19 protein-coding genes and 6 tRNA genes are annotated in these 22,566 nt (G+C 68.8%); 13 read left to right on the plus strand and 12 right to left on the minus strand.

Features of this window, described 5'->3' with window-relative positions; translation table 11 throughout:
• The first annotated feature begins 101 nt into the window (after nt 1–101).
• The 7 genes from ACIHFB_RS42735 (at nt 102) to ACIHFB_RS42765 (ending at nt 6,836) form a co-directional block, all read left to right on the plus strand.
• Nucleotides 102–1,688, plus strand: coding sequence for a metallophosphoesterase (locus tag ACIHFB_RS42735; protein WP_365287310.1), 1,587 nt, complete (start codon nt 102–104; stop codon nt 1,686–1,688).
• 80 nt (nt 1,689–1,768) lie between these two features.
• Nucleotides 1,769–1,841 (plus strand) — tRNA-Glu (locus ACIHFB_RS42740).
• Between the two features lie 37 nt (nt 1,842–1,878).
• Nucleotides 1,879–1,953 (plus strand) — tRNA-Asp (locus ACIHFB_RS42745).
• Nucleotides 1,954–1,977: 24 nt separating this feature from the next.
• A tRNA-Phe gene (locus ACIHFB_RS42750) sits at nt 1,978–2,051 on the plus strand.
• Between the two features lie 143 nt (nt 2,052–2,194).
• Nucleotides 2,195–6,181, plus strand: a complete 3,987-nt coding sequence (gene hrpA / locus ACIHFB_RS42755) for an ATP-dependent RNA helicase HrpA (RefSeq protein ID WP_400129697.1) — start codon at nt 2,195–2,197, stop codon at nt 6,179–6,181.
• A 94-nt stretch (nt 6,182–6,275) separates the two neighbouring features.
• A tRNA-Asp gene (locus ACIHFB_RS42760) sits at nt 6,276–6,350 on the plus strand.
• A 285-nt stretch (nt 6,351–6,635) separates the two neighbouring features.
• Nucleotides 6,636–6,836, plus strand: a complete 201-nt coding sequence (locus ACIHFB_RS42765) for a DUF6274 family protein (RefSeq protein ID WP_365287306.1) — start codon at nt 6,636–6,638, stop codon at nt 6,834–6,836.
• A gap of 413 nt (nt 6,837–7,249) precedes the next feature.
• Here the strand turns inward: ACIHFB_RS42765 and bldC are convergent, their stop codons facing one another.
• Nucleotides 7,250–7,456: a developmental transcriptional regulator BldC gene (bldC, locus tag ACIHFB_RS42770; protein WP_003949541.1), complete on the minus strand. Its 207-nt coding sequence runs from the start codon at nt 7,454–7,456 to the stop codon at nt 7,250–7,252.
• A 528-nt stretch (nt 7,457–7,984) separates the two neighbouring features.
• The gene (locus ACIHFB_RS42775; protein WP_400129699.1) at nt 7,985–8,827 is read right to left on the minus strand and encodes a hypothetical protein; all 843 of its coding nucleotides are present in this window, start codon (nt 8,825–8,827) and stop codon (nt 7,985–7,987) included.
• Nucleotides 8,828–9,049: 222 nt separating this feature from the next.
• Between ACIHFB_RS42775 and ACIHFB_RS42780 the strand changes: the two genes are divergently transcribed.
• Nucleotides 9,050–10,150 (plus strand): Glu/Leu/Phe/Val dehydrogenase dimerization domain-containing protein, encoded by a 1,101-nt coding sequence (locus ACIHFB_RS42780; protein ID WP_365287302.1) that lies wholly within the window; start codon nt 9,050–9,052, stop codon nt 10,148–10,150.
• A gap of 318 nt (nt 10,151–10,468) precedes the next feature.
• Nucleotides 10,469–10,726: a DUF3073 domain-containing protein gene (locus ACIHFB_RS42785; RefSeq protein WP_365287300.1), complete on the plus strand. Its 258-nt coding sequence runs from the start codon at nt 10,469–10,471 to the stop codon at nt 10,724–10,726.
• A gap of 82 nt (nt 10,727–10,808) precedes the next feature.
• Here ACIHFB_RS42785 and purM read toward each other — a convergent pair whose 3' ends face one another.
• The 10 genes from purM to purS form a co-directional block, all read right to left on the minus strand.
• Entirely contained in the window at nt 10,809–11,909 is a 1,101-nt protein-coding gene (purM, locus tag ACIHFB_RS42790; protein WP_365287298.1) for a phosphoribosylformylglycinamidine cyclo-ligase, read from the minus strand.
• A 34-nt stretch (nt 11,910–11,943) separates the two neighbouring features.
• Nucleotides 11,944–13,470 carry an amidophosphoribosyltransferase gene (gene purF, locus ACIHFB_RS42795; RefSeq protein WP_210593702.1) on the minus strand — a complete coding sequence of 509 codons (1,527 nt, stop codon included), beginning with the start codon at nt 13,468–13,470 and terminating at the stop codon, nt 11,944–11,946.
• Nucleotides 13,471–13,527: 57 nt separating this feature from the next.
• Entirely contained in the window at nt 13,528–14,418 is an 891-nt protein-coding gene (locus ACIHFB_RS42800) for an META domain-containing protein (RefSeq protein WP_400129700.1), read from the minus strand.
• Nucleotides 14,419–14,487: 69 nt separating this feature from the next.
• Complete coding sequence (locus tag ACIHFB_RS42805) at nt 14,488–15,285, minus strand: sterol carrier family protein (protein WP_365287295.1); 798 nt, start codon at nt 15,283–15,285, stop codon at nt 14,488–14,490.
• Between the two features lie 55 nt (nt 15,286–15,340).
• A complete protein-coding gene (locus tag ACIHFB_RS42810) occupies nt 15,341–15,694 on the minus strand; it encodes a hypothetical protein (RefSeq protein ID WP_400129701.1) in 354 nt (117 codons plus the stop codon).
• Between the two features lie 31 nt (nt 15,695–15,725).
• Nucleotides 15,726–16,460, minus strand: a complete 735-nt coding sequence (locus tag ACIHFB_RS42815) for a SigE family RNA polymerase sigma factor (protein ID WP_400129702.1) — start codon at nt 16,458–16,460, stop codon at nt 15,726–15,728.
• A gap of 163 nt (nt 16,461–16,623) precedes the next feature.
• On the minus strand, nt 16,624–17,016 hold the full coding sequence (locus ACIHFB_RS42820) for a hypothetical protein (RefSeq protein WP_400129703.1): 393 nt from the start codon (nt 17,014–17,016) through the stop codon (nt 16,624–16,626).
• Nucleotides 17,017–17,324: 308 nt separating this feature from the next.
• The gene (gene purL / locus ACIHFB_RS42825) at nt 17,325–19,583 is read right to left on the minus strand and encodes a phosphoribosylformylglycinamidine synthase subunit PurL (RefSeq protein ID WP_365287287.1); all 2,259 of its coding nucleotides are present in this window, start codon (nt 19,581–19,583) and stop codon (nt 17,325–17,327) included.
• On the minus strand, nt 19,580–20,260 hold the full coding sequence (gene purQ, locus ACIHFB_RS42830; protein ID WP_400129704.1) for a phosphoribosylformylglycinamidine synthase subunit PurQ: 681 nt from the start codon (nt 20,258–20,260) through the stop codon (nt 19,580–19,582). Before purQ ends, purL begins: the two co-directional genes overlap by 4 nt.
• Complete coding sequence (gene purS / locus ACIHFB_RS42835; RefSeq protein WP_365287283.1) at nt 20,257–20,520, minus strand: phosphoribosylformylglycinamidine synthase subunit PurS; 264 nt, start codon at nt 20,518–20,520, stop codon at nt 20,257–20,259. The genes purQ and purS overlap by 4 nt, the downstream gene beginning before the upstream one ends.
• Nucleotides 20,521–20,787: 267 nt before the next feature.
• Here purS and ACIHFB_RS42840 point away from each other — a divergent pair, with 267 nt between their 5' ends.
• The 4 genes from ACIHFB_RS42840 (at nt 20,788) to ACIHFB_RS42855 (ending at nt 22,566) form a co-directional block, all read left to right on the plus strand.
• Nucleotides 20,788–21,105 (plus strand): Lsr2 family protein, encoded by a 318-nt coding sequence (locus ACIHFB_RS42840; protein ID WP_365287281.1) that lies wholly within the window; start codon nt 20,788–20,790, stop codon nt 21,103–21,105.
• Between the two features lie 136 nt (nt 21,106–21,241).
• Nucleotides 21,242–21,313, plus strand: a tRNA-Gly gene (locus ACIHFB_RS42845).
• Between the two features lie 80 nt (nt 21,314–21,393).
• Nucleotides 21,394–21,466, plus strand: a tRNA-Gly gene (locus ACIHFB_RS42850).
• A gap of 140 nt (nt 21,467–21,606) precedes the next feature.
• Nucleotides 21,607–22,566, plus strand: coding sequence for an ABC transporter ATP-binding protein (locus ACIHFB_RS42855; protein WP_365287279.1), 960 nt, complete (start codon nt 21,607–21,609; stop codon nt 22,564–22,566).

A 22,566-nucleotide genomic window follows, 5' to 3' on the forward strand; every position in this document is an offset into this window, starting at 1 on the left:
GCCATTGTCCGGTACGGAACGGTCGTAGGAGAGTCACGGCGACGGTATGAGAGTCGCCGGCGCCCCGCATATCCACTGCCGGACTTGGGCATACGGGATCAATGGCCGCCCGCGTCCCCAACGTCGCCGTCCTGAACCGCGTACGCCGGGCACCGCGTGCGCTCGCCCGCCGCTACCGTTCGCGCCGCCCGAACCCCACCGTCGAACTCGTCCCGCAGCCGCACCCCTGGGGCCGGGCTCTGGGTCTGGTCGCGGTCGTCCTGATGGGCGCCTGGCTGGGCCTGCTGATCGTCGGGAACGTCCGGGTTCCCGTCGGCCCCATGGACACCACCATGACCCTGCGCCCCTCACTCACCGGCGGCACCAAGATCAACGTCTCACCGCTGGGGGCACTGCAACTGGACAGCCACTCCGCCCCGGTCCGCCTGGACGTGAACGTCGACCAGCTCGACCCGGTCCGCTCCCAGGCCCTGGTCGACCACCCCGAACGCCTCTCCGGCCTCCAGGACGAGGTCGCCGAGGACGTCGGCCACGGCACCCTCGACCTCGCCGTACGCTCCGCCGTAGCCGTCGTCTCCGGCGCCACCGCCCTCGGCCTCGCGGTCTACCGCCGCCCCCGCCGCGCACTCGCGGCGGGCGGCCTCGCGCTCACCCTGCTCGCCGCGTCCGGCGGCACGGCCTTCGCCACCTGGAACCCGAACTCGGTCCTGGAGCCCAAGTTCTCCGGCCTGCTCTCCTCCGCGCCCTCCCTGGTCGGCGACGCACGCAGCATCGTCACCGAATTCGACGTCTACCAGAAGGAGTTGGCGCGTCTGGTCACCAACGTGACCAAGCTCTACGACGCCACGTCCACGCTCCCGGCCTACCAGCCGGACCCGACCACGATCCGGGTCCTGCACGTCTCGGACATCCACCTCAACCCGGCGAGCTGGAAGATCATCGCGTCGCTGGTGGAGCAGTACGAGGTGAACGTGGTCGTCGACTCCGGCGACACGATGGACCACGGCACGGCCGCGGAGAACGGTTTCCTGGACCCGATCGAGGACCTGGGCGCCCCGTACGTCTGGGTCCGGGGCAACCACGACTCCATGCTCACCCAGCGCTATCTGGAGCGCATGAAGAACGTGCACGTCCTGGACGACGGCCGGGCGGTGTCGATCGCCGGCCTGCGCTTCGCGGGCATCGGCGACCCCCAGTTCACCCCCGACCGCACGAACGAGATCGGGGCCGAGCAGTCCCAGGAACTGGCGGGCGCCCGGCTGGCCTCCGCCCTGCGCGACCAGAGGACCGCCGGAACGCCGGTCGACGTGGCCGTGGCCCATGAGCCGTCGGCCGCCCGGCAGACGGACGGCCAGGTACCCCTCGTGCTGGCCGGTCACCTCCACCACTCCGAGATGGAGGTCATGCCGTTCGGCACCCGGCTGCGGATCGAGGGCTCGACGGGCGGCAGCGGCCTGCGCGCGATCGAGGGCACGTACCCCGACCCGATCGAGGCGTCGATCCTCTACCTGGACCGGGACACCCGCCGCCTCCAGGCCTGGGACGAGATCCGACTGGGCGGACTGGGCCTGACCACGGCGGAGGTGGCCCGCCACCTCCCGGAGGAGAACCAGCCGGGAGCGGCCCCGTCACCCACCCCGACCCCGAGCCCGTCACCCTCCCCCAGCCCCGCGACCGCATCCCCGTAAACCGTTTTGGCGATACCTCCCGCCATCCCATATGCTTCTCACGTCCCCGACGCGCTGAGAAGCGCCCAGGCGGGCCGATAGCCCTCATCGTCTAGCGGCCTAGGACGCCGCCCTTTCAAGGCGGTAGCACGGGTTCGAATCCCGTTGGGGGCACGCAACACCGTGTGCGACACTGTCGTACGCATCGCATGGTCCTGTGGAGCAGTTTGGAGTGCTCGCCACCCTGTCAAGGTGGAGGCCGCGGGTTCAAATCCCGTCAGGACCGCTGAGGTTTCGCAAGAGACCTCGTGGCTGGGTAGCTCAGTTGGTACGAGCGATCGCCTGAAAAGCGATAGGTCGCCGGTTCGACCCCGGCCCCAGCCACAACAGGAACCCCCGCCGAGATCATCGGCGGGGGTTTTGCGTTGTGCGAGGCAGTGCCGGCGTACGGCGCCAGGTTCCGACCGGTCCGCCGGAGACAAAAGCGTTCGCCAGTGATTTCCCCGGGATGAGATCCTGGGTCGCGTATGTCTACGCACCCCGCCCCCGGCACCCCAGCCCTCGGCGCCCTCGCCCCCCGTCTGACCGAGCTGTCGCTGCGCGACGCGCACCGGCTCGGCCGGCGGCTCGAGGGTGCCCGGAAGATCCGTAAGCCGGAGGCCCGTGCCGCCGTGCTGGCCGAGATCGAGGCCGAGGTCGGCAAGGCGGAGGGGCGGATGGCCGAGCGGCGGGCGCACGTACCCGCCGTCAGCTACCCCGAGCAGCTTCCGGTCAGCCAGAAGCGCGACGAGATCGCCGACGCCATCCGCGACCACCAGGTCGTGATCGTCGCCGGTGAGACCGGGTCCGGGAAGACCACGCAGATCCCGAAGATCTGCATGGAGCTCGGCAGGGGTGTGCGCGGGATGATCGGGCACACCCAGCCCCGGCGGATCGCCGCGCGCACCGTCGCCGAGCGAGTGGCCGAAGAGCTGAACACCCCGCTCGGTGAAGCCGTCGGCTGGAAGGTGCGGTTCACCGACCAGGTGAACCCGGACGCCACCTTCATCAAGCTGATGACCGACGGCATCCTGCTCGCCGAGATCCAGACCGACCGCGAACTGCGCGCCTACGACACGATCATCATCGACGAGGCCCACGAGCGGTCCCTCAACATCGACTTCCTGCTCGGCTATCTGGCCCAGCTGCTGCCCAAGCGGCCCGACCTGAAGGTCGTGATCACCTCCGCGACCATCGATCCCGAGCGCTTCTCACGGCACTTCGGCGACGCCCCGATCGTCGAGGTCAGCGGCCGCACCTACCCCGTCGAGGTGCGCTACCGGCCCCTCCTGGAGGACGACGCCGACGACGCCGACCGCGACCAGATCACCGCGATCATCGACGCCGTCGAGGAACTCCAGGGCGAGGGGAAGGGCGACATCCTCGTCTTCCTCTCCGGTGAGCGGGAGATCCGGGACACCGCCGACGCACTCGTCAGGAAGCAGTTCCGGTTCACGGAGGTGCTGCCGCTCTACGCCCGGCTCTCCCACGCCGAGCAGCATCGCGTCTTCCAGCCCCACACCGGCCGCAGGATCGTTCTGGCGACCAACGTCGCGGAGACCTCCCTCACCGTCCCTGGCATCAAGTACGTCATCGACCCCGGATTCGCCCGCATCAGCCGGTACAGCCATCGCACGAAGGTGCAGCGGCTCCCCATCGAGGCGATCTCCCAGGCCAGCGCCAACCAGCGCAAGGGCCGCTGCGGCCGTACGTCCGACGGCATCTGCATCCGCCTCTACAGCGAGGACGACTTCGAGGCCCGGCCGGAGTTCACCGACGCCGAGATCCTCCGTACGAACCTCGCGTCCGTCATCCTCCAGATGACCGCCGCGGGCCTCGGCGACATCGAGAAGTTCCCCTTCATCGACCCGCCGGACCACCGCAACATCCGCGACGGCGTGCAGCTGCTCCAGGAGCTGGGCGCGCTGAACCCGGCGGAGAAGGACGTACGCAAGCGGCTCACCGACAGCGGCCGCAAGCTGGCGCAGCTGCCCGTCGACCCCCGGCTGGCCCGGATGGTCCTGGAGGCCGACAAGAACGGCTGTGTCCGCGAGGTCATGGTGATAGCCGCCGCGCTCTCCATCCAGGACCCGCGCGAGCGCCCGGCCGACAAGCAGGCGCAGGCCGACCAGCAGCACGCCCGCTTCAAGGACGAGACGAGCGACTTCCTCGCCTATCTCAACCTGTGGCGCTACATCCGGGAACAGCAGAAGGAGCGCGGCTCGTCCTCGTTCCGCCGGATGTGCAAGCAGGAGTATCTGAACTTCCTGCGCATTCGCGAATGGCAGGACATCTATACGCAGTTGAGAACGGTCGCCAAGCAGATGGGCATCCATCTGAACGAGGAGGACGCACCGGAGCAGAGCGTCCACGTCTCGCTCCTCGCGGGTCTCCTCTCCCACATCGGCATGAAGGACGTGAAGAACGCAGGGGGGGAGGGCGGGAGAAACACAGCGAAGAACGAGTATCTGGGCGCCCGGAGCGCCAAGTTCGCGATCTTCCCCGGCTCGGCCCTCTTCAAGAAGCCCCCGCGCTTCGTGATGTCCGCCGAGCTGGTGGAGACCTCCCGCCTCTGGGCCCGGGTCAACGCCCGCATCGAGCCCGAGTGGGTCGAACCCCTCGCCGAGCACCTGCTCAAGCGGACGTACAGCGAACCGCACTGGGAGAAGGACCAGGCCGCGGTGATGGCGTACGAGAAGGTCACGCTCTACGGCGTCCCGATCATCGCCGACCGCAAGGTCAACTACGGTCGGATCGACGCGGAGGCGTCCCGCGAGCTGTTCATCCGCAACGCGCTCGTCGAGGGCGACTGGCGCACGCACCACAAGTTCTTCGCCGACAACCGCAGACTCCTCAGCGAGGTCGAGGAGTTGGAGCACCGGGCACGGCGCCGGGACATCGTGGTCGACGACGACACCCTCTTCGACTTCTACGACCAGCGGGTCCCCGAGCACGTCGTCTCCGGCGCCCACTTCGACTCCTGGTGGAAGCACAAGCGGCACGAGCAGCCCGACTTCCTGGACTTCGAGCGCGAGATGCTCATCCGGGAGTCGGCGGAGGCGGTCACGAAGGCCGACTATCCGGACTCCTGGCGGCAGGGGCAGCTGAAGTTCCGGGTGACGTACCAGTTCGAGCCGGGCGCGGACGCCGACGGCGTGACGGTCCACATCCCGCTCCAGGTGCTCAACCAGGTCACGGACGAGGGCTTCGACTGGCAGATCCCGGGTCTGCGGGAGGAGGTCGTCACGGAGCTCATCCGCTCCCTCCCGAAGCCGATCCGCCGCAACTACGTGCCGGCGCCGAACTTCGCTCAGCGGTTCCTGGACGCCGCCGTCCCCCTCCAGGAGCCCCTCACCACCACCATGGCCCGCGAGCTGAAGCGGATGGTCGGAGTGCCGTTCGAGGCGGACGACTTCGACTGGACGAGGGTTCCCGAGCATCTCCGCATCACCTTCCGGATCGTCGACGAGCGGCGCCGCAAGCTGGCCGAGGACAAGGACCTTCAGGCGCTGAAACTCCGGCTGAAACCGAAGGCGAGACAGGCGCTCTCGCAGGCGGCGGCCGCGACCGCCGAGCGGCAGGGCGGCGAGTCGCTGGAGCGCAAGGGCCTGACCGACTGGACGATCGGCTCCCTCACCCGCGTCTTCGAGACCCGCCGGGCCGGCCAGCCGGTGAAGGCGTACCCGGCGCTGGTCGACGACGGACCGACGACCAACACGGTCTCCGTACGGCTCTTCGACACGGAGGCGGAGCAGCAGCAGGCCATGTGGAAGGGCACACGGCGCCTGATCCTGCGGAACATCCCGGTGAACCCGGCCAAGTTCGCCTCGGACAAGCTGACGAACCCCCAGAAGCTCGCCCTCTCCGCGAACCCGCACGGCTCCGTCCAGGCCCTGTTCGACGACTGCGCGATGGCGGCGGCGGACAAGCTGATCGGTGACTTCGGGGGGCCGGCGTGGGACGAGGAGTCGTACCGGAAGCTGTACGAGAAGGTGCGCGCGGAGATCGTCGACACGACGGTCCGTACGGTGGGCCAGGTGCAGCAGGTCCTCGCCGCCTGGCAGGCCTGTGAGCGCCGTCTGAAGGGCGTACGGAGCCCTGTCCTGCTGGCGAACGTGACGGACGTACGGGCACAGCTGGACGGCCTCGTGAAGCCCGGCTTCGTGACGGACACGGGGATACGGCGGCTGCCGGACCTGATGCGCTACCTGGTGGCCGCGGACCGCCGGCTCCAGCAGATGCCGGCGAACGTGCAGCGGGACACCACGCGCATGGAGAAGGTCCACGAGATGCAGGACGAGTACGCGTGGCTGCTGGAGCAGATGCCGCAGGGCCGCCCGATCCCCTCCACCGTCCTGGACATCCGCTGGATGATCGAGGAGCTCCGGGTCAGCTACTTCGCCCACGCGATCGGCACGGCGTACCCCGTCTCCGACAAGCGCATCGTGAAGGCGATCGACGCGGCCGTTCCGTAATCGCCCCCGCACGCTAAGTGAGTTCGACCAGGCGGTCCCCCTCCTGTACAGTCTCTTCTCGCAGCACAACGCACCAGCAAGTGCCGCGAAACCAGGTCCTGTGGAGCAGTTTGGAGTGCTCGCCACCCTGTCAAGGTGGAGGCCGCGGGTTCAAATCCCGTCAGGACCGCAGTGAAGAGCAGGGCCCGCACCCACCAGGGACGCGGGCCTTCTCCATGACACCACCCACCCCAACACCCCCCACCACCCTGTCAAGGCGGAGGCCGCGCCCGCGGCGCAGCCGCAATCGGGTACAGCAAATCCCGTCAGGACCGCACGATATGGAGCCCGGGTCTTCGGACCCGGGCTCCGCTGCGTTCCCGCCTCGCCCCCGTGACGCCGTCTTGACGTCGTCTCCATCCCTCGGTACTCAGAAACCAGGGACGCTTCTCGGGCGGCTCTGCGGAGGTGGGGTATGGCGGCATCGGTCAGGCACGAGACGCGGGCGTTGCTTCGTGCGCATCTGGCGGCCGCGACCTCCTATCGCCATGTGACGCGCCACTGCCCCATCTGCCACCGGCTGTTGAGGCTGGCGACGGACTCCGCGCCGCGGGCCGCGCAGGCGCCGCAGGAGAGCGGCGACGACTGCGCGACGGAACGCACGCCGCCCCAATAGCGCACGGGCAACAGGGGCGACAAGGACTGTGGCATGTGACGGGTGTCACCGTATGAGTTTTTCAAACCCCGGTTCTTACCCTGCTCCTACAACTGGTCAATTTAATATGTGCAATTGCACCAGCCTGAGGGGTCTCTCAGGGCCCGCACACAGAAGATCCGACACCCCTCCCCAGACTCCGACAAGGCCGCTCACAGGGCCCCCCGGATCCGCCGCGACAGGGCACAAAAAAGATCGCGCTGGACTCGGCGGAGTCCAGCGCGATCGACGACGCACCCTTTGATGTGCTTCAAAAACCCTGTGGAACGTGGGCGTGGGCTCCGTTGGGGCAGAACCCGCGTCGTTTGGAGCTAGGGTTCCGAGCGCGTCGGCCTGTTGGGGGACCTGCCGATTTGCCCGGTTTATTCAGTTGTTCAGGCTTCGCTGCGCTGCTGCGGGATGCCCGCGAGCAGAGCACGGACCTCCGCCTCGCGGTAGCGGCGGTGCCCGCCGAGCGTGCGGATCGATGTAAGCTTCCCGGCCTTCGCCCACCGCGTGACCGTCTTCGGGTCCACACGGAACATGGTGGCGACCTCAGCCGGGGTCAGCAGCGGCTCGGCATCAGGGGTGCGAGCGGTCATGAGCGGCCTCCTCGGGAGAACCGATCGTTCTCGGTTCTTTCCTCTAAATTCTGCACCTTGACCCGCGTTGCCCGAAATGGCGGACGCGAGTCGAGTCGGTTATAGGACGAACGGCTTGTCCTCGGCACTACAACTACACCATCTGTCCAGCCGCGTCGGCCAAACCGATGGAATTGCCCCCCAGGTGTTCATCGGCGACGGAAGCCGATGGACCATGCCATAGCGGACAGTCACGCCACTGTGACGATCAGTCACAGGACGATCAGGAGTCACAAGACCCCCCAAAGCATTGCAACGCGGAGATTCCGCCCACAGTGGAACACAGCGGGACGGACGGAGTCCTCCCCGGACTCCTTGTCCTATTTTGACATGAGGAGGGGCAAGGGAGGCAAGGGCCGCGTACGTGCGGTCCGTCACGCTTGAGACATAAGCCCGGATCGGGACCTACGTCCTATGTTGACGAAACCTCAGGAACCTCGGGACCCTCAAATCAAGGACGAAACCCCAAAACGGGCGTCAGGTCAAACGTCAGTTCGCCGACCGCCGGTCCCGAACCGACCGCCACCGCTCCACGAGCCGGCCGTACGCCTCGCCCGCGGCCTCCCCGTCCCCCTGCCGCAGCGCCGCGATCCCCTCGGCCACGTCGGCGGCCGAGTGATCGTCCTCCAGCTCACCGGCCGGCAGCGTGTGCACCAGACCGCCGTAGTCCAGCTCGACCAGCGAGCGCGGATGGAACTCCTCCAGCCAGCGCCCCACGTCCAACAGGCCGTCGATCAGCGGCCCCTCGTCGATGGCGTCCTTGAGCGTCCGCAGCGCCCGCGCCACCCGCCGCCGGGCCTGCACCATGGGCGTCCGGTAGCGCAGCGTCGGCGGAATGTCGCCCGAGCCCTTGTCGAAGCGCCGCTCCTCGTCCGCGACCAGCACGAACCAGTGCAGCGGCACCTGCCAGGTCGAGGTGCGGATCCATGGGCGGGCGTCGGGGTTGCGGCTCAGCCAGCGCTCGTAGTCCTGGGCCGCCTGGCGCCGTACGACCGGGGGCAGCACCGCGTCCAGGACGGGCGGCGGAAGTTCCTCGGCGAGGTCGTCGAGGGCCTGCCAGCCGCGCAGCCGGGTACGCCAGGGGCAGACGCAGACCACCCCGTCGACCTCCACCACGAAGGCGTCGGGGCTCTCGTGTACCGGCACCGGGACAGGCGGGGTGGGCAGCAAGTCGGCCAGCGCGCGCCGGAGTTCGTCCTGGTACGTCGGACGGTCGGGGCGCCGGGCATAGCGCGCCCAGTGGTCGCGTTCCGGTTCGGGGAAGGCGGCCAGCGGTTCGTACACGCGCAGATAGGTCGCGTACGGGACGATCACCGAGGACACCTTGGGCACGCCTGCTCCCTCCCCCGCCGTCTGCCAGGAAAACCTGCGAAACCCGCTCACAAACCGGCGGGAAAACTATGCAAATCGTCGCACGGGCGTACTCCGGGAGTAGGTGATCCTGAGCACGTCGCGGTCGACGGGGCGCACAGGCTCTAATCTCGTGCTCACAGGCCCCGCCACCCACACGGGAGCCTCCTCCCAACCGCCGCTCACTACCCAGGAGTCACCACAGTGACCGACGTAACCGGCGCCGCTACTGATGTACTGCACACCCTGTTCCACTCGGACCAGGGCGGCCATGAGCAGGTCGTGCTCTGTCAGGACCGCGCCAGCGGCCTCAAGGCCGTCATCGCCATCCACTCCACCGCCCTGGGCCCCGCGCTCGGCGGCACGCGCTTCTACCCGTACGCGAGCGAGGCGGAGGCCGTCGCCGACGCGCTCAACCTCGCCCGGGGAATGTCGTACAAGAACGCCATGGCCGGGCTGGACCACGGCGGCGGCAAGGCCGTGATCATCGGTGATCCCGAGCGCGACAAGACCGAGGAGCTGCTGCTCGCCTACGGGCGGTTCGTGGCCTCGCTCGGCGGCCGCTACGTCACGGCCTGCGACGTCGGTACGTACGTCGCCGACATGGACGTCGTCCACCGCGAATGCCGCTGGACCACCGGCCGCTCGCCCGAGAACGGCGGCGCCGGCGACTCCTCCGTCCTCACCGCGTTCGGCGTCTACCAAGGCATGCGGGCCAGCGCCCAGCACCTGTGGGGCGACCCCTCACTGCGCGGCCGCACCGTCGGTATCGCGGGCGTCGGCAAGGTCGGCCACCACCTGGTCGAGCACCTGCGGGCAGAGGGCGCCGAGATCGTGATCACGGACGTACGCGCCGAGGCCGTGCGCCGGATCTCCGAGGCCCACCCCGAGGTCACCGTGGCCCCTGACACGGACGCGCTGATCCGGACCGAGGGCCTGGACATCTACGCCCCCTGCGCACTCGGCGGGGCGCTCGACGACGACACCGTGCCGGTGCTCACCGCCCGGATCGTGTGCGGCGCCGCCAACAACCAGCTGGCCCACCCGGGCATCGAGAAGGACCTGGCCGACCGCCACATCCTGTACGCGCCCGACTACGTGGTGAACGCCGGCGGTGTCATCCAGGTCGCCGACGAACTGCACGGCTTCGACTTCGAGCGCTGCAAGAAGAAGGCGGCCGGGATCTACGACACCACGCTCGCAATATTCGCACGTGCGAAGGAGGACGGCATCCCGCCGGCCGCCGCGGCCGACCGGATCGCCGAGCAGCGGATGCATGAGGCGGCGGTGAACCGCGGACGCTGACCCTCCACGGGGCCGGGCCGCGAGGTCCGGCCGAAGAGGTTTGGCCGGTACCCGCCGATGGGCACTTAGAGAGAACTCTCACTTCCGTCGGCGGGTCGACCGCCAATAAGTGGTTAAAATCGCGATTGACCAGCGAGGACGGGGCTCCTCGAAGGCCCTGTGCACACGCGGCTCCTGCGGGCGACGTACCGTATGGGCACGGGCTCAGGTACCGTGGAAGCCCTACGGACCGGTCTCTCCACGGAGAGCCCGTTCCAGATCATGAACGCGTGTCGAGACTCTGGGGCCGTCGAGCCCCGTCACCGAGGGGGTCGAGCCATGGGGCGCGGCCGGGCCAAGGCCAAGCAGACGAAGGTCGCCCGCCAGCTGAAGTACAACAGCGGCGGGACTGACCTGTCGCGTCTGGCCAACGAGCTGGGCGCTTCGACTTCGAACCAGCCGCCGAATGGCGAGCCGTTCGAGGATGACGAAGACGAAGAAGACGACCCGTACGCCCAGTACGCGGATCTGTATAACGACGACGAGGACGATGAGGACGACGAGTCCGGTCCCACGTCGCAACGCCGCGGCGCTTGACGCAGCACATTTCGCAGTTCCTGTGGAGACTGCACCTGACCCGGTCCTGACCTTGGCGTCGGACCGGGTTTAGTGCTGCCTCTCAGGCGTAGTCCCCGACGAGCTCAGCACCGGCGGTGTGCTCACCCCGGTCCGTGATCTCGCCTGCGATCCAGGCCTCCACACCGCGGTCGGCCAGCGTCGCCAGTGCCACGTCCGCGGATTCCTCCGGCACGATCGCGATCATGCCGACGCCCATGTTCAGGGTCTTCTCCAGCTCCAGCCGCTCGACGTCGCCGGTCTTCCCGACGAGGTCGAACACCGGGGCGGGGGTCCAGGTGGAGCGGTCGACGGTCGCGTGCAGTTCGTCGGGGATGACGCGGGCCAGGTTGGCCGCGAGACCGCCGCCGGTGACGTGGCTGAACGCGTGTACGTCCGTCGTCCGGGTCAGGGCCAGACAGTCCAGCGAGTAGATCTTGGTGGGCTCCAGGAGCTCCTCGCCGAGGGTGCGGCCGAACTCGGCCACCTGGGTGTCCAGCGCCATGCCCGCGCGGTCCAGCAGGACGTGTCGTACGAGCGAGTACCCGTTCGAGTGAAGACCGGAGGCCGCCATGGCGATCACCGTGTCACCCGTACGGATACGATCCGGGCCGAGCAGCCGGTCGGCCTCCACCACGCCCGTGCCGGCGCCGGCGACGTCGAAGTCGTCCGGGCCGAGCAGTCCGGGGTGCTCGGCGGTCTCGCCGCCGACCAGGGCGGTGCCGGCGAGGACGCAGCCCTCGGCGATGCCCTTCACGATGGCGGCCACCCGCTCGGGGTGGACCTTGCCGACGCAGATGTAGTCCGTCATGAACAGCGGTTCGGCGCCGCACACCACGATGTCGTCCATCACCATGGCGACCAGGTCGTGGCCGATGGTGTCGTAGACGCCCATCTGCCGCGCGATGTCGACCTTGGTGCCGACGCCGTCGGTGGCGGAGGCGAGCAGCGGGCGCTCGAAGCGCTTGAGGGCGGAGGCGTCGAAGAGGCCGGCGAAACCGCCGAGGCCGCCGAGGACCTCGGGGCGCTGCGTCTTCTTCACCCACTCCTTCATCAGCTCGACCGCGCGGTCGCCCGCTTCGATGTCGACGCCGGCAGCCGCGTAGGAAGCACCGGAGGCAGGGTGGCCCGTCGCCGGAGGCGACTGATCAGACACAGAAGACATTGCCTGGGATCTTTCGGGTTGAGTGATGCTGGGCTTACGGGCGACGGATCGCGTCGGCCGCGGCCGTGGCTGCCGGACCGGCGGCCAGCTCGGTCTCCAGGAGCTGCTTGCCGAGCAGCTCGGGGTCCGGGAGCTCCATCGGGTACTCGCCGTCGAAGCAGGCGCGGCAGAGGTTCGGCTTGGCGATGGTGGTCGCCTCGATCATGCCGTCGATGGAGATGTAGGAGAGGGAGTCGGCGCCGAGCGAGGTGCCGATCTCGTCGATGGTCATGCCGTTGGCGATGAGCTCCGCGCGGGTGGCGAAGTCGATGCCGAAGAAGCAGGGCCACTTCACGGGCGGCGAGGAGATCCGGATGTGGACCTCGGCTGCGCCCGCCTCGCGGAGCATCCGCACCAGGGCCCGCTGGGTGTTGCCGCGCACGATCGAGTCGTCGACGACGACCAGGCGCTTGCCCTTGATGACTTCCTTGAGCGGATTCAGCTTCAGTCGGATGCCCAGCTGGCGAATGGTCTGTGAGGGCTGGATGAAGGTCCGGCCGACGTAGGCGTTCTTCACCAGACCCGCACCGAAGGGGATGCCGGACGCCTCCGCGTAGCCGATGGCGGCCGGGGTGCCGGATTCCGGGGTCGCTATGACGAGGTCGGCCTCGACGGGCGCTTCCTTCGCGAGGCGGCGGCCCATCTCGACCCTGCTGAGGTACACGTTCCGGCCGGCGATGTCGGTGTCGGGACGGGCCAGGTACACGTACTCGAAGACACAGCCCTTGGGCTTCGCTTCCGCGAATCGGGAGGTTCGCAGACCGTTCTCGTCGATGGCGACGAACTCGCCGGGCTCGATCTCGCGGACGAAGCTGGCGCCGCAGATGTCGAGGGCGGCGGACTCCGACGCGACGACCCAGCCGCGCTCCAGGCGGCCGAGGACCAGCGGGCGGATGCCCTGCGGGTCGCGGGCGGCGTACAGGGTGTGCTCGTTCATGAAGACGAGCGAGAAGGCGCCGAGCACCTGCGGGAGGACCGAGTGGGCGGCCTCCTCGATGGTCAGCGGCTTGCCGTCCTCGTCGACCTGGGCCGCGAGCAGCGCGGTGAGCAGGTCGGTGTCGTTGGTGGCCGCGACGCGCGGGGTGCGGCCCTCCTGCTTGGGCAGGTCGGCGACCATCTCGGCGAGCTGGGCGGTGTTGACCAGGTTGCCGTTGTGGCCGAGCGCGATGGAGCCGTGCGCGGTGGCGCGGAACGTCGGCTGGGCGTTCTCCCACACGGAGGCACCGGTGGTCGAGTAGCGGGCGTGACCTACGGCGATATGCCCCTGGAGGGAGCCGAGCGATGTCTCGTCGAAGACCTGGGACACGAGCCCCATGTCCTTGAAGACAAGGATCTGGGAGCCGTTGCTGACCGCGATCCCCGCGGATTCCTGACCCCGATGCTGGAGGGCGTAGAGCCCGAAGTAAGTGAGCTTGGCGACCTCTTCACCGGGAGCCCAGACACCGAAGACGCCGCAAGCGTCCTGGGGGCCTTTCTCGCCGGGGAGCAGATCATGACTGAGTCGACCGTCACCACGTGGCACGGCACCGAGTGTAGGCGAGATCGACCACTGGTCCGAATTCGCGGGGAGTGGGCTTGATTACTCCGCTCGCGCCACGAGGCCCTCGCCGGAGGCCGAGGTGAGCGTCAGGGAGGTCTGTTTCTGCTGGTAGGAGACCTTGCCGGAGAGGATTTGGGTGAGCTCCCGCTCGGTCTTCATGACCGGCCCCGAGCACACCATGCGTGTGGTCGCGAGGGGGCCTATCTCGATGGTGCCGTCCTTGACGGTGGCCTTGGCGTTGAAGGTGTTGCAGCCGAGGCTGCCGGTGACGGTGTTGTCCTTGGTGAGGGTGAGATGCGCCTTGGCCTCGGCGGGCAGGGACTCGGCGACCGAGTCGTCGCTCGTCCCGGACAGCAGGGTGTCGATCGTCCACCGGGTGCCCTTGAGGGCCGGGCCGGTCTCGGCGGTGCCCTCGCGGAGGGTGATGCGGTCGCCGTTCTTGCCGGTCAGGGTGAGGGTCTTGGTGCCGTCGCGCTCCGTTACGGCGGCCTTGAGGTTGCCGTAGAACACACCGACGAACTTCTCCTCGAACTCCCCGACGGCTCCCTCGCAGCCGATCTCCGTCTGTGCGAGGTCGGAGACCTTCACGGTGTCGCCCTCGATCTCGACGTCGGCACCGAAGCTGTTGCAGCCCACCGTGCCGCCGGACTCCCCGCCGCCGACGTCCGGCTCGGCGGCACCCGGCTTGAAGGTGACATGGGCGTTCTCCAGGTCGAAGGAGTCACCCTTGGGCAGGGCGTAGTCCTTGCCGTCGACGGTCACCTGCTGCGGCACCCATGGGGTGTCCGCGATGGTCGAGATGTCCTTGACTTCCCCTTCGTTGCCGACGGCGCCACTGCCGCTGCCGGACTCCGTGCCACAGGCGGCCAGGACGGCGGAGCCGGCCAGGGCCGCGGCGGCGTACGTCATGGTCTTCGTCGTCCGCTTCATGGCTCTTTGACGTACGGAACGTCCGACGGGTTCGGTCCCGTTATGACTCTGTTGTCATGTGCCTGTCCGTCAGCTGAGCAGCGGCAGCAACGACCCGAGATCCGCCCGCTCCCCGCTGGCGCTGACCTTGGCCTCATGGAGGGCAGCCTTCCACTCCGTCCGCCCGGTCGCGAGCCGGATCCAGGTGAGCGGGTCGGTCTCGACGACGTTCGGCGGCGTACCGCGGGTGTGCCGGGGCCCTTCCACACACTGCACGACCGCGTACGGCGGGATCCGCACCTCGGTCGAGCCGCCGGGCGCCTTGGCGGCGAGCGCGTCGGCGAGGAGGCGGGTGCAGGCGGCGAGCGCCTGACGGTCGTACGGGATGTCGAGGCCCGGGACGGCGGCGTTCAGGTCGTCGGTGTGGACGACGAGCTCGACGGTGCGGGTGACCAGGTAGTCGGCGAGCGGCAGGGCGCCCGCGTTGGTCTGGAGCAGCCGGGTGCCGGGGTGGGTGTCGAGCTGCTCGGCGAGGCCCTGCGCGATGTCGGCGAGGTAGGTGTCGAGGTCGGGGTGTTCCTGGACGAGACGCCGGGTGAAGTCGTCGATGGCCGAGGAACTGGCGGCGGTCGCGAACGGCCAGTCGAGGAGCACGGCGTCCTGCTTCGGCGGCTCCGGCAGATCGAGCGAGCGCCCGATGGCCGTGAGCGCCATGCCGATGTGCGCGACGAGTTCGCGTACGGTCCACCCACCGAGCCGGGTGGGGAGCGCGAGTTGCCCGGGCGTGAGGCCGCGCACGGCTTCCTGGACGTGCGCGAGCTGGGCGAGGACCGCGGTGCGGATCCTGGCGGGATCGTAGGTGCGGGCGCGCTTCTTGGCCGGGGGCATGACGGCGAGCCTAGGCCCTCCGGATGGCGGCAAGGGGCTCGGTTCCCGCCCTCGGTCAGGGCTGGGGAACGGCGTCCGTGCCGTCGTCGGGAGGGTTGGGCGAGGCGTTGACCGCGTCCGTGGGGGTGGGTGACACCGAGGGGGTGTCCGCGGGAATCGTCGGTGACTGCCGTTCCCAGCGTGCCGACACGAGCAGCACAGCGGCCACCACGGCCGCCAGGGCCAGCAACGCCACGGTCCGTCGGACGGGTCGGCTGACGGGCAGCCGGAACCGCACCTGCCGGGCCGGCGGTACGGCGGGCCGCAGGTCGGACAGCTCCACGGAGTCGGTCCGGGCCCGCAGCGCGTCGCGCAGCCGCTGTTCGAGGGGGTCCGGGGGCAGGCCGGAGCCGGGGTCCTGTTCGATCATCGGGGTGCCTCCGGGATCACGTGTTGCTTCGTCACGGGGCCTCCATCTGTCTGCGCAGCGCAGCCAGCGCCCGGCTCGCGGTGGACTTGACCGCACCGCAGGACAGCCCCAGGGTCTCGGCGATCTGAGCCTCGCTCAGATGGGACCAGTACCGCAGCACCAGCACCTCCCGCTGCCGCCGGGTCAGTCCGTGCAGCGCAGCGATCACCTCACTGTGCTCCTCACGCAGCAGCACGGGTTCCTCGGCCGAGGGTGCGTGGCCCTCACGCTCGGGCACATGGGCCCGTACCGTGCGGCGGCGGCGCAGCACCGAGCGCGAGGTGTTGACCACACTGGTCCGCAGGTAGGCGTCCGGATTGTCCAGCCCGGCCAGCCGCTCACCGTAGCGGCGGTAGAGCGCCGCGAACACGTCCTGCACCACATCCTCCGCCGTGGGAAGGTCGTCCACCAGCAGCAGCGCCAACCGGACCAGGTGCAGTCGGCGGTGGGCGTAGAGCTCATCGATACCCGGCCGCTCATCGGCGTCCGACTCACCGAGGCCCGCGTGGACCTCCGGTGAACCCGGCACCGACGGCAGTCCGCCCGCCGGGGTTTCCCCGCCCCGGTACGACACCCCCCGCACCAGCCGGCCCCACGTCCGGCGCAGGGCATCGCCCCAGACACGCACCGAGCAGCCCGCGGGTCTGCACCCGCCCGCCGGCACACCGTGGACCGGGATCAGAGCCGAGGCGGGTGCCGGAGCGGCCGGGATCGTCGCTGCTTTCATGGATCTCCTGGACATCAAGGTCTTCGCACCCCCGCCCGGACCGGAACCACCGGACGCGGGGGACGGTGGAGCTGCCGGGCCCCACACCCGGCGGCTCCACCTCGGGCCGGACCGCCGAACAACCGAAGCCGGTCAGCGGCCCACGCCCTCCGTTCCCTGCCCGTCAGTGCTTGACGGTGCCGAACTCGACATCCACATAGGAGTCGGGCTTCCCGAGGTCGTCGCCCCCCGGCACCGCCTCGACCGGGTCCCCGACGGGCTCCGGGTCCTCGAAGCAGCCGTCGCCGGGCTCCGCGTCGACCGGGTCCTCGCCGGTGAACTCGTAGTTCTTGGTGTCCTTGGCGCCCTTGGCGTCCTTGGCGTTCCCGGCGGGGGCGGTCTTCCCACCCGGCTCGGCGTCGACCGGGTCCTCGACCGGGTCCGGCTCCGCGCACACGATGACCTTGATCTTGTCCGCCTTCTCGGGGGCGGGACCGGAGTTGTCGGCGTGGGCGGTGAACGTGCCGCCGAGGGCGAGCGCGGCGGCGGCAGCGGTAGCTCCCAGAGCGAGACGCACTCGGCGCGAGAGGAGGCTGCTTCGGGCAGTCTGACCTTCAGACATGTGATTCCTCGAATCGTCGATCGTGACCGGTTCTGGCGGGCCACCGCCACAGGTGGCTTCCCGTGGCGAAGGCCTTGGCTGGAGGCGCCTCCACCCGGACAGACGTTCCGACCCCACCGAGGTTGCAGGTGGGACGAGACTTTTCTGATCGGGGCCCGGGCACGGCGAAGGCCCCGGCCGGATTCCGGACGGGGCCTTCACCTACGTACAACTGAACAGCTACGTACAACCGGACAGCTGCGTACAACCGGACAGCTTCGCCGTTACGCGAGCAGCGCCGGGATCGTCGCCTCGTGCGCCTCGCGCAGCTCCGCCAGGGAGAGCGCGAACTCGCCCTGGACGTCCACCGAGTCACCGTCGACGACACCGATGCGGGTGACGGGCAGACCCCGCGCCCCGCACATGTCGTTGAAGCGGACCTCCTCGGACCGCGGCACGGCGACGACCGCACGTCCCGCCGACTCCGAGAGGAGGAAGGTGAAGGCGTCGAGCCCGTCGGGGACGATGAGCCGCGCGCCCTTGCCGCCGAGCAGCGCCGACTCGACCACGGCCTGGATCAGACCGCCGTCGGACAGGTCGTGCGCCGAGTCGATCATGCCGTCGCGGGAGGCGGAGATCAGGATCTCGGCCAGCAGCCGCTCCCGCTCCAGGTCGACCTTCGGGGGCAGACCGCCCAGGTGGTCGTGGACGACCTGCGACCAGGCCGAGCCGCCGAACTCCTCGCGTGTGTCGCCGAGGAGGTAGAGCAGCTGGCCCTCCTCCTGGAAGGCGACCGGCGTGCGACGGGCGACGTCGTCGATGACGCCGAGGACCGCCACGACCGGCGTCGGGTGGATGGCGACCTCGCCCGTCTGGTTGTAGAGCGAGACGTTGCCGCCGGTCACCGGGGTGCCGAGCTGCCGGCAGGCGTCGGCCAGTCCGCGCACAGCCTCCGCGAACTGCCACATCACCGCCGGGTCCTCGGGCGAACCGAAGTTCAGGCAGTCGGAGACGGCGAGCGGCTTGGCGCCCGTCGTCGCCACATTGCGGTAGGCCTCGGACAGCGCCAGCTGCGCGCCCGTGTAGGGGTCGAGCTTCGCGTAACGGCCGTTGCCGTCGGTCGCGATGGCGACACCGAGGCCGGACGCCTCGTCGATGCGGATCATGCCCGAGTCCTCGGGCTGGGCCAGCACCGTGTTGCCCTGCACGAAGTGGTCGTACTGCGAGGTGATCCACTTCTTGGAGGCCTGGTTCGGGGAGGCGACCAGCTTCAGGACCTGGTCCTTCAGCTCCGCCGAAGTCGCCGGCCGCGCCAGCTTGCCGGCGTCGTCGGCCTGAAGGGCGTCCTGCCACTCCGGGCGCGCGTACGGCCGCTCGTACACCGGTCCGTCGTGCGCCACGGTCCGCGGGTCGACGTCGACGATCTTGCCGCCGTGCCAGAAGATCTCCAGGCGGTCGCCGTCGGTGACCTCACCGATCACCGTGGCGATGACATCCCACTTGTCGCAGATCTCCAGGAACCGGTCGACCTTCTCCGGCTCGACGACCGCACACATCCTTTCCTGCGACTCGCTCATGAGGATTTCCTCGGGCGAGAGCGTGGAGTCACGCAGCGGTACGTCGTCGAGTACGACGGTCATGCCGCCGGAGCCGTTGGACGCCAGCTCGGAGGTGGCGCAGGAGAGGCCCGCCGCACCCAGGTCCTGGATGCCGACGACCAGCTTCTCCTTGAACGCCTCCAGGGTGCACTCGATGAGCAGCTTCTCCTGGAAGGGGTCGCCGACCTGAACGGCCGGACGCTTCGACGGCTTGGCGTCGTCGAAGGTCTCACTCGCCAGGATCGACGCACCGCCGATGCCGTCACCGCCCGTACGGGCCCCGTACAGGATGACCTTGTTGCCCGTGCCGGACGCCTTCGCCAGGTGGATGTCCTCGTGCCGCATCACACCGATGGCACCGGCGTTGACCAGCGGATTGCCCTGGTAGCAGGAGTCGAAGACGACCTCGCCGCCGATGTTGGGCAGGCCCAGGCAGTTGCCGTAGCCGCCGATGCCCGCCACGACACCGGGCAGGACGCGCTTGGTGTCGGGGTGATCGGCCGCACCGAACCTCAACGGGTCCACGACCGCGACCGGCCGCGCCCCCATCGCGATGATGTCGCGCACGATGCCGCCGACACCGGTGGCCGCGCCCTGATAGGGCTCCACGTACGACGGGTGGTTGTGCGACTCGACCTTGAAGGTGACCGCATAGCCCTGGCCGACGTCGACGACACCGGCGTTCTCACCGATGCCCACGAGCAGCGCGTCGCTCTGCGGGGCCTTCTCGCCGAACTGGCGCAGGTGCACCTTCGACGACTTGTACGAGCAGTGCTCGGACCACATGACGGAGTACATGGCGAGCTCGGCGCCGGTGGGCCGGCGGCCGAGGATCTCCACCACCCGCTCGTACTCGTCCTTCTTCAGGCCGAGTTCGGCCCAGGGCAGCTCGACGTCGGGGGTCGCGGCCGCGTGCTCGACCGTGTCCAGAGGCGTCCGGCTCATGCGTTGACCAGCTTCTTGAGGATCGAGGTGAAGAAGGGGAGGCCGTCCGTGCGGCCCGACCCGATGAGGGGCTCGACGGCGTGCTCCGGGTGCGGCATGAGGCCTACGACGTTCCCGGCCTCGTTGGTGATGCCGGCGATGTCCCGCAGGGAGCCGTTGGGGTTGAAGTCCACGTAACGGAAGACGACCCGTCCTTCCGCCTCCAACTCGTCGAGGGTGTACTCGTCGGCGACGTACCGGCCGTCCATGTTCTTCAGCGGAATGTGGATCTCCTGACCGGCGGTGTAGTCGCCGGTCCAGGAGGTCTCCGCGTTCTCCACCCGCAGCTTCTGGTCACGGCAGATGAAGTGGAGGTGGTCGTTGCCGAGCATCCCGCCCGGGAGCAGATGGGCCTCGGTGAGGATCTGGAAGCCGTTGCAGATACCGAGAACCGGCAGCCCGGCCTTCGCCTGCTCGATGAGCGTCTCCATCACCGGCGAGAAGCGGGAGATGGCGCCGGCCCGCAGATAGTCGCCGTAGGAAAAGCCGCCGGGCAGCACCACGGCGTCGACCTGATGGAGGTCCTTGTCCTTGTGCCAGAGGGCGACGGGTTCGGCACCCGCGAGTCGGATCGCGCGCTGTGTGTCCCGGTCGTCGAGACTCCCCGGGAAAGTGACGACGCCAATACGAGCGGTCACTTCGCGGCCTCCGCGACTTCCTCCACCTTGACGGTGAAGTCCTCGATCACCGTGTTGGCGAGGAAGGATTCCGCAAGATCATGGATGCGGGCGAGCGTGGCCTCGTCGACCGGCCCGTCAACTTCCAGTTCGAATCGCTTTCCCTGACGTACATCGGAGATCCCGTCGAAACCCAGCCGCGGCAGTGCGCGCTGCACCGCCTGGCCCTGGGGGTCGAGGATCTCCGGCTTGAGCATGACGTCGACTACGACGCGTGCCACTGGCACTCCCGGTGTGTGGTGCTGAGCTGGTTCCTTCAGACTACCCGCACAAAATTTCTACGCGCGTCGACTTGTAGGAACCTACGTGACTGCTGTCACGATCCGGCATCGGGAGCCGCGTTCACGAAAATTTCCGGGAAAGATCCCTGATCTACACCCGATGCCTATTGCGCTCGGACACGCGGAAGGATTTAGTCGGGCTTCACATTGCATTGCTGGGCACTGTACAAATGAATTGGCAAGTGCCGCATGAAGGGACCGATATTCGTGGCGCAGAAGGTCGTGGTCACCCTCTTTGACGACATCGACGGTTCCGAAGCGGCGGAGACGATCGCCTTCGGACTCGACGGCAAGTCGTACGAGATCGACCTGAATCAAACCAATGCCAAGAAACTGCGTAAGGCGCTCGCGCCGTACGTGGAGGCCGGCCGCAAGCGGTCGCGATCCGGCAAGGCATACCGGCAGACCGAGGTCGCCCCCGACCCGGCGGCAGTCCGGGCCTGGGCCCAGGCCAACAAGATGGAGGTCCCGGCGCGCGGGCGAATCCCGAAGAAGGTCTACGAGGCGTTCGCCGCGGCACAGTGACATCCCGCGGCCGTTGTCCTCAGGCAGTGTCAGCGGGCCCTGAGGACAACCGACTTGCGCTGCACCCCTCCTGATCAGCTAGAGTCTGGAGCACGCCGCCGGGCAAGGCCGAAAAGGCCCAGCTCACGGAGTACATGCGGGTGTAGTTCAGTAGTAGAACATCCCCCTTCCAGGGGGAAGGCGCAGTGTGCAATTCCTGTCACCCGCTCTGCATCGCCGTCCCGACCACTCTTGTGGATCAGGTAGGCTGGTGCTCGCGCCGATCGGTGAGAGCCTGTCGGATGCAATGCGGACGTAGCTCAGTTGGTAGAGCGCAACCTTGCCAAGGTTGAGGTCGCGAGTTCGAGCCTCGTCGTCCGCTCTCTTTGGAAGCCCCTCGGTCGATCCGACCGGGGGGCTTTTTCGTGCCCCCGTCCGTCCTCGGGACCGTCTGACATTTGTCACGCCGAGCGATGACAGCGCGCACTGCTGTCGGGCCCCGGCCGACGGGACGCTTGAGTCATGGACACCAACGAACACGATCACGTGATCGAGGTCACCGACCTGAGGCGTGTGTACGGGGGCGGGTTCGAGGCGGTGCGCGGGGTCAGCTTCTCCGTGGCCCGCGGCGAACTCTTCGCGCTGCTCGGCACCAACGGGGCCGGCAAGACATCGACCGTCGAACTGCTGGAAGGGCTCGCCATGCCGGCCGGGGGCCGGGTGCGGGTGCTGGGCCATGATCCGTACGCCGATCGGGCCGCCGTACGACCGAGGACCGGGGTGATGTTGCAGGAGGGCGGCTTTCCGTCCGAGCTGACCGTCGCCGAGACCGCGCGGATGTGGGCCGCCTGCACGAGCCGGGCGCGGCCGGTGGGGGAAGTGCTGGAGCTGGTCGGGCTCGCGCGGCGGACCGACGTACGGGTGAAGCAGCTGTCCGGGGGTGAACGGCGGCGCCTGGATCTCGCGCTCGCGCTGCTCGGCAATCCCGAGGTGCTGTTCCTGGACGAGCCGTCGACCGGGATGGACGCCGAAGGGCGCCAGGACACCTGGGAGTTGGTGCGGTCGCTGCGTGAGACCGGTACGACCGTGCTGCTGACCACGCACTACCTGGAGGAGGCCGAGCAGCTCGCCGACCGGCTGGCGATCATGCACGAGGGCCGGATAGCGGCCGCCGGGACGCCCGACGAGGTGACCGCGTCCCAGCCGTCCCGGATCTCCTTCGAGCTGCCCACGGGGTACTTCGTCGGGGACCTGCCGCCGCTCGCGCAGCTGGGGGTGAGCGGGCACGAGGTGGACGGGCGCGTCGTCCGGCTGCGCACACAGGAGCTTCAGCGGACGGCCACCGGGCTGCTGATGTGGGCCGCGCAGACCCAGGTCGAACTGCACCGCCTCGATGTGCGCCCGGCCTCGCTGGAAGAGGCGTTTCTGAGGATCGCCCGGGCAGCGGCCGACGCTCCCGCCGCCGAGAAGGAGTACGCGTGA

This window comes from Streptomyces sp. NPDC051963, assembly GCF_044593495.1.
In the GTDB taxonomy this organism is placed as follows: domain Bacteria; phylum Actinomycetota; class Actinomycetes; order Streptomycetales; family Streptomycetaceae; genus Streptomyces.

What these genes read in the sequence shown, in the direction of transcription:
- ACIHFB_RS42735 (WP_365287310.1), top strand. Translation starts at nt 102, where the DNA reads ATGGCCGCCCGCGTCCCCAACGTCGCCGTCCTGAACCGCGTACGCCGG.
- purM (WP_365287298.1), bottom strand. Translation starts at nt 11,909, where the DNA reads ATGTCTTCTGTGTCTGATCAGTCGCCTCCGGCGACGGGCCACCCTGCC.
- ACIHFB_RS42765 (WP_365287306.1), top strand. Translation starts at nt 6,636, where the DNA reads ATGGCGGCATCGGTCAGGCACGAGACGCGGGCGTTGCTTCGTGCGCAT.
- hrpA (WP_400129697.1), top strand. Translation starts at nt 2,195, where the DNA reads ATGTCTACGCACCCCGCCCCCGGCACCCCAGCCCTCGGCGCCCTCGCC.
- purL (WP_365287287.1), bottom strand. Translation starts at nt 19,583, where the DNA reads ATGAGCCGGACGCCTCTGGACACGGTCGAGCACGCGGCCGCGACCCCC.
- ACIHFB_RS42805 (WP_365287295.1), bottom strand. Translation starts at nt 15,285, where the DNA reads ATGCCCCCGGCCAAGAAGCGCGCCCGCACCTACGATCCCGCCAGGATC.
- ACIHFB_RS42810 (WP_400129701.1), bottom strand. Translation starts at nt 15,694, where the DNA reads ATGATCGAACAGGACCCCGGCTCCGGCCTGCCCCCGGACCCCCTCGAA.
- ACIHFB_RS42855 (WP_365287279.1), top strand. Translation starts at nt 21,607, where the DNA reads ATGGACACCAACGAACACGATCACGTGATCGAGGTCACCGACCTGAGG.
- ACIHFB_RS42815 (WP_400129702.1), bottom strand. Translation starts at nt 16,460, where the DNA reads ATGAAAGCAGCGACGATCCCGGCCGCTCCGGCACCCGCCTCGGCTCTG.
- ACIHFB_RS42800 (WP_400129700.1), bottom strand. Translation starts at nt 14,418, where the DNA reads ATGAAGCGGACGACGAAGACCATGACGTACGCCGCCGCGGCCCTGGCC.
- bldC (WP_003949541.1), bottom strand. Translation starts at nt 7,456, where the DNA reads ATGACCGCTCGCACCCCTGATGCCGAGCCGCTGCTGACCCCGGCTGAG.
- ACIHFB_RS42785 (WP_365287300.1), top strand. Translation starts at nt 10,469, where the DNA reads ATGGGGCGCGGCCGGGCCAAGGCCAAGCAGACGAAGGTCGCCCGCCAG.